Source organism: Ruegeria arenilitoris, from assembly GCF_013032855.1.
Taxonomy (GTDB): Bacteria; Pseudomonadota; Alphaproteobacteria; order Rhodobacterales; family Rhodobacteraceae; genus Ruegeria; species Ruegeria arenilitoris.
In genome coordinates this window covers 118,884-131,631 of the sequence record NZ_WQDA01000006.1, presented here as the reverse complement: position 1 = coordinate 131,631, position 12,748 = coordinate 118,884, and the positions used below count along the sequence as shown (strand labels likewise).

15 protein-coding genes are annotated in these 12,748 nt (G+C 60.7%); 7 read left to right on the top strand and 8 right to left on the bottom strand.

Annotation, left to right across the window (positions count from 1 at the left end; translation table 11 throughout):
• Positions 1-193: 193 nt before the first annotated feature.
• Together GOW72_RS18270 and GOW72_RS18265 are read right to left on the bottom strand one after the other, a co-directional pair.
• Positions 194-784, bottom strand: coding sequence for a hypothetical protein (locus tag GOW72_RS18270; protein WP_170342620.1), 591 nt, complete (start codon positions 782-784; stop codon positions 194-196).
• 97 nt (positions 785-881) lie between these two features.
• Positions 882-3,230: a DNA topoisomerase IV subunit A gene (locus GOW72_RS18265; RefSeq protein WP_170367984.1), complete on the bottom strand. Its 2,349-nt coding sequence runs from the start codon at positions 3,228-3,230 to the stop codon at positions 882-884.
• A 199-nt stretch (positions 3,231-3,429) separates the two neighbouring features.
• Between GOW72_RS18265 and GOW72_RS18260 the strand changes: the two genes are divergently transcribed.
• From GOW72_RS18260 to GOW72_RS18235, 6 genes are all read left to right on the top strand, one after another.
• Positions 3,430-4,056, top strand: a complete 627-nt coding sequence (locus GOW72_RS18260; RefSeq protein WP_244952481.1) for an SH3 domain-containing protein — start codon at positions 3,430-3,432, stop codon at positions 4,054-4,056.
• 68 nt (positions 4,057-4,124) lie between these two features.
• A complete protein-coding gene (locus tag GOW72_RS18255; protein ID WP_170343446.1) occupies positions 4,125-4,952 on the top strand; it encodes an SDR family NAD(P)-dependent oxidoreductase in 828 nt (275 codons plus the stop codon).
• An 80-nt stretch (positions 4,953-5,032) separates the two neighbouring features.
• Positions 5,033-5,236 (top strand): twin transmembrane helix small protein, encoded by a 204-nt coding sequence (locus tag GOW72_RS18250; RefSeq protein WP_093965306.1) that lies wholly within the window; start codon positions 5,033-5,035, stop codon positions 5,234-5,236.
• Positions 5,237-5,809, top strand: a complete 573-nt coding sequence (locus GOW72_RS18245) for a cob(I)yrinic acid a,c-diamide adenosyltransferase (protein ID WP_093965304.1) — start codon at positions 5,237-5,239, stop codon at positions 5,807-5,809. It abuts the gene before it with no gap.
• Between the two features lie 311 nt (positions 5,810-6,120).
• Positions 6,121-6,879, top strand: coding sequence for an electron transfer flavoprotein subunit beta/FixA family protein (locus GOW72_RS18240; protein ID WP_093965302.1), 759 nt, complete (start codon positions 6,121-6,123; stop codon positions 6,877-6,879).
• Complete coding sequence (locus GOW72_RS18235) at positions 6,879-7,808, top strand: electron transfer flavoprotein subunit alpha/FixB family protein (RefSeq protein ID WP_170366306.1); 930 nt, start codon at positions 6,879-6,881, stop codon at positions 7,806-7,808. The genes GOW72_RS18240 and GOW72_RS18235 overlap by 1 nt, the downstream gene beginning before the upstream one ends.
• 49 nt (positions 7,809-7,857) lie before the next feature.
• Here GOW72_RS18235 and GOW72_RS18230 read toward each other — a convergent pair whose 3' ends face one another.
• Entirely contained in the window at positions 7,858-8,685 is an 828-nt protein-coding gene (locus GOW72_RS18230) for a DUF6473 family protein (protein ID WP_217358192.1), read from the bottom strand.
• A gap of 165 nt (positions 8,686-8,850) precedes the next feature.
• On the opposite strand from GOW72_RS18230, the gene GOW72_RS18225 reads away from it, so the two are divergent.
• Positions 8,851-9,726: a 3-hydroxybutyryl-CoA dehydrogenase gene (locus GOW72_RS18225; protein ID WP_170361563.1), complete on the top strand. Its 876-nt coding sequence runs from the start codon at positions 8,851-8,853 to the stop codon at positions 9,724-9,726.
• A gap of 56 nt (positions 9,727-9,782) precedes the next feature.
• On the opposite strand, the gene GOW72_RS18220 is transcribed toward GOW72_RS18225, so the two are convergent.
• The 5 genes from GOW72_RS18220 to GOW72_RS18200 are packed head-to-tail and all read right to left on the bottom strand — an operon-like array spanning position 9,783 to position 12,748.
• A complete protein-coding gene (locus GOW72_RS18220; protein WP_170367980.1) occupies positions 9,783-10,682 on the bottom strand; it encodes a lysophospholipid acyltransferase family protein in 900 nt (299 codons plus the stop codon).
• A 41-nt stretch (positions 10,683-10,723) separates the two neighbouring features.
• Entirely contained in the window at positions 10,724-10,993 is a 270-nt protein-coding gene (locus GOW72_RS18215) for an HPr family phosphocarrier protein (protein WP_170343440.1), read from the bottom strand.
• 17 nt (positions 10,994-11,010) lie between these two features.
• The gene (locus GOW72_RS18210) at positions 11,011-11,403 is read right to left on the bottom strand and encodes a PTS sugar transporter subunit IIA (RefSeq protein WP_093965293.1); all 393 of its coding nucleotides are present in this window, start codon (positions 11,401-11,403) and stop codon (positions 11,011-11,013) included.
• Positions 11,400-12,281, bottom strand: coding sequence for an RNase adapter RapZ (rapZ, locus tag GOW72_RS18205; protein WP_170343439.1), 882 nt, complete (start codon positions 12,279-12,281; stop codon positions 11,400-11,402). Before rapZ ends, GOW72_RS18210 begins: the two co-directional genes overlap by 4 nt.
• A complete protein-coding gene (locus GOW72_RS18200) occupies positions 12,278-12,748 on the bottom strand; it encodes an HPr kinase/phosphorylase (RefSeq protein WP_170367978.1) in 471 nt (156 codons plus the stop codon). Before GOW72_RS18200 ends, rapZ begins: the two co-directional genes overlap by 4 nt.

Sequence of the window (12,748 nt, the reverse complement as noted above, 5' to 3'; positions counted from 1 at the left end):
GTCTTGCCGTGGTCAACGTGGCCAATCGTGCCAATGTTGACGTGCGGTTTTGTACGCTCAAACTTTTCCTTTGCCATTCCTCAGGCGCCCTTTTGCGATTTGGGGGACCCTTGGTCCCGTGGTTACATCTGCGCGCGCGAGATATTTGGTTCAAAGCGGAAAATCAAGCACATCCTGAGGGAAATCCTCAAAACTATGCCGGGTTTTGTATCGCCTGCCCGGATTCAATCGGTTGGATCAGGCCGGGGCGCAGGTCGAACCAACCATTGTCCTTGTGCTCTTCAGCCAGCCATTCCTCGACGCGGTCCGCCACTTTCAGTGCCAAACCGCTCATCTGCTCTTCCTTGGTGCGTTCGTTGCCCGAGCCCTTCAGAGCGCTGCCACCGGTGGTATCTTCGAGGACCTGAAACTGCTTGCCCTTGGCCAGAAACTCTTTCTTGCCGACATCATAGACGTTGACCAGAACGATCGCTGTGCTTTTGGGGTTGTAGATCACCGGAATACCAGGAGGCGCCAGCATATAGCCTTCGAGGCTGATCCCGATGTCATACTCCTGCGAGCCCTGATAGCGACCAAGGCGGATATCGACGGCCTTCTGGATCGCTTCGGTCCATTCCTGGGGCGTCGCGTCACGAGACACCGGCCCCTGGACGGCCTTGTCGGCAAACGCATAGTTCACACGCAGCTTGAATTCACCCAGATCTTCCGGTTCTTCGTAGAGTTGCGTCTGCGTGCAGGCGCCCACCAGGGCCAGTCCGGTAATCAGGGTCAGAATGCGCAGCATTGTCTCGTCTCGATAGGCCTGTTTTTCTTTGATCTAGCGCACCGATGCAGCTTGTGCCAAGCCGTATCGGCAGATTTCCACCGTGGTCGGCGCACGATCACGAGAACTTGTAATCGCGCGGGAACCCATAGGGCGGTTTTTTTCCGACGCTTGCGCGCTTTGCCAGCCATTGAGACATATCTGCCTCATGCCGCGTCTTGTCGCCGCCCATTGACCATTTCAAACCGTCCTCCCAGTTGAACGTCGTCAGGTCGGACAGGCCGCCATCCAGCTCCAGCGTGCCCTGGCGCCCGCGCGCCATGTTGTATTTCTGGAGACGCACGCCCTTGCCCCGCGTCATCTCGGGCAGTTCAGAAACCGGGAACACCAGAAACTTGCCATTCTGTGATACCACAGCGACGTGATCGCCCTCGATCGGCTTGCAGATCACCGCGCGCTCGTCATCCTTGACGTTCAGCACCTGTTTGCCGTTGCGGGTCTGGGCCAGCACCTCGTCCTCGGGCACCATGAACCCGTTGCCCGCATCCGAAGCAACCAGCAGTTTGCGCCCCGGCTTGTGGATCAGGATATCGACGATCTGCGCCTCGTTGGGCAGATCGACCATCAGGCGCAGCGGCTCACCCATTCCCCGGCCACCGGGAAGGTTCGCGGCGCTGACCGTATAGACCCGCCCGTTCGATGCGAAGACCAGCAGCCGGTCGGTGGTTTCCGCGTGGAAGATGAACCGCGGCCCGTCGCCGTCCTTGAACTTCAGCTCGCGGTTCAGGTCGATATGGCCGGTCATGGCGCGGATCCAGCCCATCTGCGAGCAGACGACCGTGATCGGCTCTTTGTCGATCATCGCCTCAAGCGGCACGTCCTCGACCTCGCCTGCTTCGGCAAAGCGGGTACGACGCGCGCCGCCCTCATAATCCTTGCCGAAGGTCTTCTTGGTCTCTTTCAGCTGCTCGGCGATCTTGGCCCATTGCAGACCCTCATCCGCCAGCAGATCCTCGAGTTCTGCGCGCTCTTCCATCAGCGCGTCACGCTCACGGACCAGTTCCATCTCTTCGAGCCGACGCAGGCTGCGCAGGCGCATGTTCAGGATCGCGTCGACCTGAACTTCGGACAGTTCGCCCTCGCCCGGCTTGGGCGAGACATAGTCGGCTTCGCTGGTGGCGCGGACATGGTCGATGCCCCAATTCTCCCGCATCAGGGCGGCCTTGGGGTCGTCGTCATAGCGGATGATATCAATCACGCGGTCAAGATTCAGGAAGGCAACAATGAAGCCCTCCAATACCTCAAGCCGGTGGTCGATCTTGGCCATCCGGTGACGCGAGCGGCGCAGCAGCACCTCTTGCCGGTGATCGAGGAAGGCGCGCAGCACTTCCTTCATCGAACAGACCTTGGGCGTCACCCCGTCGATCAGCACGTTCATGTTCAGGCTGAACCGCACCTCGAGATCCGAGTTGCGATACAGCATGTTCATCAACACCTCGGGGTCCACGTTTTTCGAACGCGGTTCGAGGATCAGGCGGATGTCGTCGGCGGATTCGTCGCGTACATCGCCCAGGATCGGGATCTTCTTGGTCTGGATCAGCTCGGCGATCTTTTCGATCAGCTTGGATTTCTGAACCTGATAGGGGATCTCGGTGACCACGATCTGCCACTGGCCGCGGCCCAGATCCTCGACCTCGTATTTGCAACGCAGCCGGAACGATCCGCGCCCGGTGCGATAGGCCTGCGCGATATTCTCGGCCGGTTCTACGATTACGCCGCCCGTTGGGAAATCGGGCCCCGGCACATAGTTCAGCAGCGTGTCGTCACGCGCGTCGGGCGTCTTGATCAGATGCAGACAGGCGTCGCACAGCTCGGCGATGTTGTGGGGCGGGATGTTCGTCGCCATGCCCACGGCAATGCCTGAGGCGCCATTGGCCAGAAGGTTCGGGAACTGTGCCGGCAAGACGACCGGTTCGGTCAGCGTGCCGTCATAGTTGTCGCGGAAATCGACGGCGTCCTCGTTCAGCCCCTCCAGCAACGCCTCGGCAACGATGGTCATCCGGGCCTCGGTGTAGCGCGAGGCCGCCGGGTTGTCGCCGTCGATATTGCCGAAATTCCCCTGCCCGTCGACCAGCGGGTAGCGGACGTTGAAATCCTGCGCCAGACGCGCCATCGCGTCATAGATCGCGGCGTCCCCGTGCGGGTGATAGTTACCCATCACGTCACCCGAGATCTTGGCCGACTTGCGGAACCCGCCCGAGGAGCTGAGTCGCAGCTCGCGCATAGCGTAGAGGATTCGCCGGTGAACCGGCTTCAGCCCGTCGCGCGCATCCGGCAGCGCGCGGTGCATGATGGTGGAGAGAGCATAGGTTAGATAACGCTCGCCAATTGCCCGGCGCAGCGGTTCGGCCACCTCACCCCCGGCGTCGGGGGCCTCCATGTTGGGGTCGTCGATCGTGTCGTTCATAGATGATGTGATACGACGCCCGGCGCGCGTGGTAAAGCAACCAAGGCATATTTTGCTGGGGACAAGTCGGGGTTTTTGCAACAGGGGGAGCCAACCCGGCGATTTCCCCCGATTTTCGACTCGGGACCCGAACTATGGTAGGATCCCAACAATTGAATGCTGCCTTTTTCTTGTTGTTATGATTACCGGGGGATGCGCCATGACGCGCCTTATGCTTGTTACTTTTGCCATGCTCGGCTGGTTCTTCTACGTCATGAGCGGTGGATCCGAATTCGAACCGCGCGGAACCCGCGCCGAGGCACCACCCGTCGTTGCGGCAGGTGAGAAACCCGAGCCCAGGCCACTGGTCCCCTCCCCGGCAACCGAGCTTGTGACGAAAGTGGCCCTGCGCCCCGCCAAGCCGTCCGAACCTAAGCCGGAACCGATCCCCGCCGCCGATGCCGTCGATACCGAGGCGTTGCTAGCGCAGATCGCGGCCGGTCTGAATTCTGATCTGTCCAGTTTCGACAATACCGGCGGCACCTTTTCGCTGGCGTCGCTGGATGAAAACGCGGCCGTCCAGGTTTTGGACACCGACGCCGAACCGGAAACGGCAGCCGCCCCTGCACCCGCAGAGCCGCCGAAAGACATCCGCATCGTGTCCGGCACCCGCGTGAACATGCGCGACGGCCCCGGCACGATCTATCCGATCATCGGCAAAGCGCGGATGGGTCAGCAGGTCGAAGTTCTGAGCGAGTCCGGAACCGGCTGGCTGCGCCTGCGCGTGTTGCCCGAGCAACAGGTTGGCTGGATTTCCTCCTCGTTGATCCGAAAAAGCACAAATTGACGTGATGCCGTCATTGCCGGAGGCCGATCCTCGCAATAGTTTTTGCCGAGGACGACTTTGGGGCAGACATGCAGAAATCCATCCTCATCACCGGATGCTCATCCGGCATTGGTCTGGACGCGGCACACGGGATGCGTGCACGCGGATGGCGCGTGTTTGCCGCCTGCAGACATCAGCGCGATTGCGACAGGCTGAGGGCTCAGGGCTTTGACAGCCCAAGAATCGACTATACCGATGCCGAAACGATCACTTCGGGATTGGCCAGTGTTCTCGAAGCAACGGGCGGCACATTGGACGCGCTGTTCAACAACGGCGCCCATGGCCTGCCCGGTGCGATCGAAGATGTGCCCACCGACGGGTTGCGCCATATCTTCGAGACCAATGTTTTTGGCTGGCACGAACTGACCCGCCAGGTGATACCCGTCATGCGTGCACAGGGCCATGGCCGCATCGTGCAGAACTCGTCGGTACTGGGTCTGGTCGCCTTTCCCTGGCGCGGTGCTTACGTCGCCACGAAATACGCAATCGAAGGCCTGACCGATACGATGAGGCTGGAGCTGCGCGGCACCGGCATCAAAGTGGTGCTGATTGAACCCGGTCCCATCACCTCTAAACTGCGCGAAAAAGCCATACCGATTTTTGAACGGTTCATAGACTGGGAAAACTCGGCCCTGCGCGACAAGTATGAGGGGTCGCTGCTCAAACGTCTGTACGAAGACTCGGGCCCCGACCGGTTCGAGTTGCCTGCGTCCGCGGTAACCGACAAACTTGCCCGCGCGCTCGAGGCAAAGTCGCCCAAAGCTCGGTACTACGTGACCACACCGACCTATATCGCTGGTTATTTGCGCCGCATTCTACCAACGGGCACGATAGACCGCATCCTTTCGGGTATCTGAGACGAAATTACCCGTTCGCTTTCGCGGGCCGACCCGCTAGATGGTGCGGAAAGGATACAACAAATGCGGACGGTGAGTTCATGGACCTTCTAATGGGCGTACTTCTTTTGGCCATGGCGGCGGTCGTCGTTGTTCTGGCCATCGGCATATCCAATTTCGGCAAGGGCGGTATGGCGGCTGCCAAGAAAAGCAACAAGATGATGCGGCTGCGCATCCTGTTTCAATTCATTGCCGTGGTACTGATCGTGCTCTACGTCTATCTGCGTGGACAGGGAGTGCAGTAGATGGTCGTTCTGAACAAGATTTATACCCGCACCGGCGACGACGGCAAAACCGCGCTGGGCAATGGCGAACGGGTTGCGAAATACTCGGGCCGCGTGGCGGCCTATGGCACGGTGGACGAGTTGAACGCATTTGTCGGCGTGGCGCGCACCGAGGCCGAGGGCGAGGTCGATGCGGCGCTGGCCCGCATCCAGAACGATCTGTTCGATCTGGGCGCTGACCTGTGCCGCCCCGACATGGAAAAAGACGCCGAGGCCGACTACCCGCCCCTGCGGATCGCCCCGGCCCAGATCGATCGTCTGGAATCGGAAATCGACGCGATGAATGCCGACCTCGAACCGTTGCGCAGCTTCATCTTGCCGGGCGGATCAAAGCTGGCGGCGCATCTTCATGTCTGCCGCACGGTCTCGCGGCGCGCCGAGCGCCTGTCTGTCGAACTGACCAACATGGAACCGGTGAACGAGGCCGCGGTGAAATACCTCAACCGCCTCAGCGACTGGTTCTTCGTGGCAGCCCGCTGCGCCAACAACGGCGGTCGCGATGACGTCTTGTGGGTTCCGGGCGCGAACCGCTGAAAGCGGCACAACGTCCAGCGGACGTTGGGGCGACCGGAAGGGCGAAGCCCCGGCCCAAAGAGCGGGCGCGAACCGCTGAAACCCGTGCTTCTTGAATGCGTTTTCACACCATCCGGCGCGGCAAAACCGCCCATCGGCCGGGTAACAATCTTTCGTTCCTTCACGTCAAAAAGCGTGAAACGCGACGTCCCCACGACATGACGTGACGATTTTGCCCTGTCCCGACGCCCCGCAAGGCGCTATCTAGGCCGACGAGAGCATTGGTGGAGTCGCATTGCGGCTTGCCGTTTTTGTAAGGAGCGTACGCAAAAATGAAGGTACTTGTGCCTGTCAAGCGCGTGATCGACTACAACGTTAAAGTTCGCGTCAAAGCGGACGGCAGCGGTGTTGATCTCGCCAATGTCAAAATGTCGATGAACCCGTTCGACGAGATTGCCGTCGAAGAGGCGATCCGCCTGAAAGAAGCCGGCAAGGCCGAAGAGGTCGTGGCCGTTTCGATCGGCGTCAAGCAGGCGCAGGAAACGCTGCGCACCGCGCTGGCGATGGGTGCAGACCGCGCCATCTTGGTCGTCGCGGCGGACGACGTCCACCAGGACATCGAGCCGCTGGCCGTCGCCAAGATCCTGGCCAAGGTGGTCGAGGAAGAGCAGCCCGGACTGGTTCTGTGCGGCAAGCAGGCGATCGACAACGACATGAACGCCACCGGTCAGATGCTGTCGGCACTGCTGGGCTGGAGCCAGGGCACCTTCGCGTCCGAACTGGACATCGAAGGCGACACCGCCAAGGTCACGCGTGAAGTTGACGGCGGTCTGCAGACCATCAGTGTCAAGATGCCGGCCATCATCACCGTCGACCTGCGCCTGAACGAGCCGCGCTATGCGTCGCTGCCGAACATCATGAAGGCCAAGAAAAAGCCGCTGGACGAAAAAACCGCCGCCGATTACGGCGTCGACGTCACGCCGCGCCTCGAAGTCGTCAAGACCGAAGAGCCGCCGGCACGCGCCGCAGGCATCATCGTGGGCTCGGTCGACGAGCTGGTCGGGAAACTCAAAGAAGCGGGGGCTGTGTAATGGCTGTACTTCTGCTTGCCGAAGTCAACAATGGCGAACTGGCGATGGACGCAACCGCCAAGGCGGTCACTGCTGCCAAGCAGTTGGGTGACGTGACCGTTCTGGCCGCGGGCGGCTCGGCCGCCGCTGCCGGCGAAGCCGCCGCCAAGATCGACGGCGTATCTAAGGTTCTGGTCGCCGAAGACCCGTCGCTGGGCCACCGTCTGGCCGAATCGACCGCCGCGCTGATCGTCAGCCTAGCCGATGGCTATGAACATATCGTGGCGCCCGCCACCACCGACGCCAAGAACGTGATGCCGCGCGTGGCCGCGCTGCTGGACGTGATGGTGATCTCGGACGCGTCGGGCGTGGTGGATGGCTCGACCTTCGAGCGCCCGATCTACGCGGGCAACGCGATCCAGACCGTCAAGTCGAACGACGCCAAGAAGGTCATCACCTTCCGTACGGCCAGCTTTGATGCGGCCGGCGAAGGAGGATCGGCCCCGGTCGACACCGTATCGGTCGGTGAAAACCCCGGCCTGTCGGAATGGGTCGAGGACAAGGTCGCCGAAAGCGACCGCCCCGAACTGACCTCGGCCGGCGTCGTTGTCTCGGGCGGCCGTGGTGTTGGCTCGGAAGAAGACTTCAAACTGATCGAAGCCCTCGCCGACAAGCTGGGCGCGGCGGTTGGTGCCAGCCGTGCGGCAGTCGACTCGGGCTATGCCCCGAACGACTGGCAGGTGGGTCAGACCGGCAAGGTCGTTGCACCCGATCTGTACATCGCGGTTGGTATTTCGGGTGCGATCCAGCACCTGGCCGGCATGAAGGATTCGAAGATCATCGTCGCGATCAACAAAGACGAAGAAGCTCCGATCTTCCAGGTCGCGGACTACGGCCTGGTCGCGGACCTGTTCCAGGCCGTGCCGGAGCTGACCGAAAAGCTGGGCTGACGGCCCTTCTTTTCGAGAACTCAAGGCCCGCCAAATTGGCGGGCCTTTTTCATTCGAGGTCACGGATCGCAGGCAGCAAACGTTCTGCAATGGCCCGGTGCGTGGCCGGTCCGATCATATGTTCCGCCATCGGTTGCTGCATCGTGCCGAACAGCATGTCCTCAAGATCATCCGAAGCACCTGAAGGGCGCACCGTCATCTTCACGGTTGCTACCCCTCCATCCGACACTCCATCAATCATGGCCTGTGTAATTGGCACCGGATCAGATACCCCGTGCGCATCTGGCCCGACTGCCGCGCTGTGATCCCAGTCCAGCCACACCAGTAGAACCCGGCTGGTGACGTTGTCCAACAGGGTGCGAAGCGCCTTTGCCCAAGCCCGCCGCAACTCGGCGGCCACCACTTCGAACCGTGCGTCCGAAAATGCCGACAACCTGGACATAAGGTGCCGCACAAAATGAACGTCGGCGAAGTCAACTTCGGGGTACAGGGCGGAAAGGTCCGAGGTCGCCTCGAGCACCCGATCATTGCGTCGGGGATGAACACGGTAGAACCGGTTGGACTGATTCAGCGCCGAGGGCAGTTGCAGAACGCAAACCTCGGCGCCATTCATCAGGCTCAGAATTTCCGGATCCCGCGCCAATCCCTCGGCACCCGTGAACAGACTGCCCAGATTCAGACACTGCATTTCCAGCCGCTGCTCCAACGCTGCGGGAAACGGAGAATCGACGAACCGACCGAATGTCTCGGTGCCGCCGACGCAGGCCACATAGGGCGCCCGCAACACTCGCTTTGGCCCGCGAAACCACAATTTTGACGCCCCGTACCGGCAGACGGATTCCTCGAGGCCCGTCGCGCCCGACTCATGATAACTCATGTCAGCCACCCATTTTCTTCACCCAATTGCCATTCTGCGGCCTTAGGTGTTTAGAAAACTCTAATGTGCGCATTTGAAGCGAATTGGACCGGTCCCAACCCCTTGCCGCCCAACCCGGACTGCCGATAATGTCCCCCTGAACCTTGATGCGGAAGGCAGTTCAATATGGACGTGAAATCAGTCGGAGTAATCGGCGCGGGCCAGATGGGCAACGGAATTGCCCATGTGATGGCGTTGGCAGGGTATGACGTTCTGCTGAACGACATCAGCCAGGATGCGCTGGATGCTGCCATTGAAACGATCAAGGGCAACCTGGCTCGTCAGGTGTCACGCGGCAAGATCGGTGACGACGAGATGCAGGCCGCACTGCAGCGGATCAAGACCACGCTGAATCTTCCGGAGATCGGCCAGACGGACCTCGTGATCGAAGCCGCGACCGAACGTGAGGCCATCAAGCAGGCGATTTTCGAGGATCTGCAGCCGCATTTGCAGGCCCACACGATCCTGACGTCGAACACTTCGTCCATTTCGATCACACGGCTTGCCAGCCGGACGGATCGGCCGGAGCGTTTCATGGGGTTCCACTTCATGAACCCGGTTCCTGTCATGCAATTGGTCGAGTTGATTCGCGGTATCGCCACCGACGAAGAGACCTTTGCCACCTGCAAGGCGGTGGTGGATCGGTTGGGTAAAACCGCCGCCAGCGCCGAGGATTTTCCGGCCTTCATCGTGAACCGTATCCTGATGCCGATGATCAACGAGGCCGTCTATACCCTGTATGAAGGTGTCGGCAGCGTTCAGTCGATCGACCAGTCGATGAAGCTGGGCGCCAATCACCCCATGGGTCCGCTGGAACTGGCCGATTTCATCGGGCTGGACACCTGTCTGGCCATCATGAACGTCCTCCATGATGGGTTGGCGGATACAAAGTACCGCCCCTGCCCGTTGCTGACGAAATACGTCGAGGCCGGCTGGCTGGGCCGCAAGACCGATCGCGGGTTTTATGACTACCGTGGCGAGGTTCCGGTCCCGACGCGCTAAACCGTCAAGGGACCGCCCCGCTCGCTTGCGATGTTTTCGCGCAAATGAACGGTGGATCAGGCTTCTGGTGACTGCCCCAAGCCCAGCGTGTGTTTTCTGAGCCAGGTCATGAATCCGCGCGGGTCGCGTTCGAGCAATTTCATGTCCTCGTCCGAAATCGGCTCTCCGATCACGGGGCCGACCGGTTTGTTGCAGGACCGGACGATCTCATGCAGCAGAAGTCCCTGACGCAAAATTGCCGATAGTTTGTTGGCAATCTGGTACCAGCGCGAATTGCTGCCAGGGAAGTAGATGGGCAGAACCTTGGCACCGGATCGCCGGATCATCTTGGCGGTGAACACGTTCCATTCGCGTTCCTGAGCCGGGCCGAACCACGTGTCCGAAGACATCACCACACCGGATGGGAACAGCGCGACGACACCACCGTTCTTGAGGTGCTCCATCGCCTTGCCCCGCATCTCAAGCATCTTGCTCTGGGCTTCGGGGTCATGTGGAAACGGGACCGGGATCATGAACGAGGTCGCGGCCTCGTCCAGCCCGGTCAGAACCGAGCGGGTCAGGATGCGATAGTCCTGGCGCACTCGTCCGATCAACTCGGCCAGGATCATGCCGTCCACCATCCCATGCGGGTGATTGGCCACCACCACAACGGGCCCCTCTTTCGGAATGCGCGCAATCTGGTGTTCGGGCGTGGTCAGGTCGATTCCCATGATACCAAGGGCACCACCCCAGAATTTCTGGCCGCGATACTTTTCATTCTGCTTTTCGAACTTGTTGACCATGCGCAGAATGGTCAGCTTGCCTGTGCACCATTCGATCGCCTTGATGGCCGTCGAGGTCCAGGCGTCGTCAAACGAATTTGCGTAGGTCAGCGTGCGGCGGTCGTAGATTTCGCCCGCTTCCGCGGTCTCGGCCACCACCGTGTTGGTCTTGGTATCGTGCGTGGTTTCCGCCAATTCCTGGTCTTCCCGTTCTTGTTTCGTGGCAGTGCCCTGCGTCAGAAACCTTCGCCGAACTTGTCGTTCACCAATGCTTCCAGCGCGTCTGCCAGCGCCTCAGCATCCGGCCCGGACGTTTCGACGTCAATAGTCGTTCCACGCGAAGCCGCCAACATCAAAAGGCCCATAATGCTGTCACCCGACGCGGACATGCCGTCTTTGGACACTTCGGCGCGGGCGTCAAACCCTTCGACCACCTCGACCAATTTGGCTGAAGCGCGCGCGTGCAAGCCCTTTTCGTTGATGATTTTCAAGCTTTTGGTGGCCATATTCAATCGATCCGATGTCAGTCCAATGTCACATTTTGCGCATTGATGTACTTTCGTCCAGCCTCCATGGCCCTACGGACGGCGTCCCCGACCGGAAGTTGGCGGCTTTTGGCCAGTTTGATCAGCATCGGAAGGTTGGCGCCGTAAAGAATTCTACGGTCCTGCGGCGCACAGGCGCGCAGGCTGAGATTCGAGGGGCTGCCCCCGAACAGATCGGTCACGACAACAACACCGTCGCCGACATCCACAGCATCCGCGGCCCGACAGATTTCGGCCTGCTTTTCTTCGCGATCATGATCAGCGTCGATCGACACTGCCACAAGGCCGGGTTGCTTGCCCACGACGTGTTGCATGGCCGCCAGGTATTCCTGGGCCAATCCGCCATGCGCCACGATTACAATTCCGATCAATCCGGCCTCACATTCAACGATCGACGTTCCATCTCGCGGTGTCTAATTGCCACCGGCTGCCCCTGCTCTGCAAGGGCTTTTGCGACCGCTTCGGCCATCGCGACCGAGCGGTGCTGACCCCCGGTACAGCCGAAGGCGACCGACAGGTGCGTTTTGCCCTCGGCCTTGAAGGCGGGCAGCAGAGACAGCAACAGCTCCACCACCCGTTCAAAAAAGGCGGCATAGTTCGTGTCAGCCTGAACATAGGACGCAACGTCCGGATTTCGACCATCAGCCTCGCGCAGCTCCGGACGCCAATAGGGGTTGGCCAGAAATCGGCAGTCGAACACCATGTCGAGGCCCAGCGGCAGCCCCCGTTTGTAGGAGAAGGACTCGATAGAAACGGCCAGATGCCGGCCTCCTTCCGGGGCGAACCAGCGTTCGACCTCGGATCGCAGCTGGTGCACGTTGAGCACGCTGGTGTCGATCAGGGTGTCGGCGATCTCGCGGATCGGCTCCAACAATTCCTTTTCCTGGCGGATGCCGGTTTCGGGGCTGGCATCGGTTGCGACCGGATGACGGCGTCGGGTTTCCGAAAACCGGCGCAACAGCACGTCGTCGCTGCAATCCAGATAAAGCGTGGACAGGTCCACCTGGCTCATCCGGCCCAGTTTGGCGACCAATTCGATAAAGCCGATGGTCGAGAAATCACGATTGCGAGCATCGATTCCCAGCGCCATCGGCCGGGATGGATCCGCGCCCTCCATCAGGCGCAGCAAGAGGCCCATCGGCAAGTTGTCGATGGCCTCATAGCCCAGATCCTCGAGCACATGAATCGCCGTCGACCGGCCCGCGCCCGACGGACCTGTCACCAGAACGATGCGCGTTTGTGCTGTCATATGCTTGGCCATTGCGGATCGACGCGTCCCATTTTCATCAGTTGAACAAGTGCTGATGCCAAGTTGGGCACGCCGGCGGCTCGAAGCAAGGGAACAGGATGTCCCAGCACAAGAACCTGTCGCGGTTCCGGCAGTCGCTGGGATTCCACTTGATCCAGATCCACGATCCATTCCAACGGAACGGGGCCGCAGGCCGTGGCGCGCAGCAGGCCGACGCCGCGGGCCTCGACCAATCCTCGGATCTGAGGGACCGCATCCGCAATCACCCGGTCGCCCGACAGGGTTAGGTTTACACGATCATCGGCGACCATGTCCGCGCCGAAGCCCATCATCTGCAATGCAAGTGCCGATTTTCCGACCCCGGACGGCCCCGAAATCAGGGCGCCGCGGCCAGCAACGGCAACGCATGTGGCGTGCACGCAGACCGGATCATCGCTGGGCTTTTCCGGAAGGCGCAAAGCCCACAT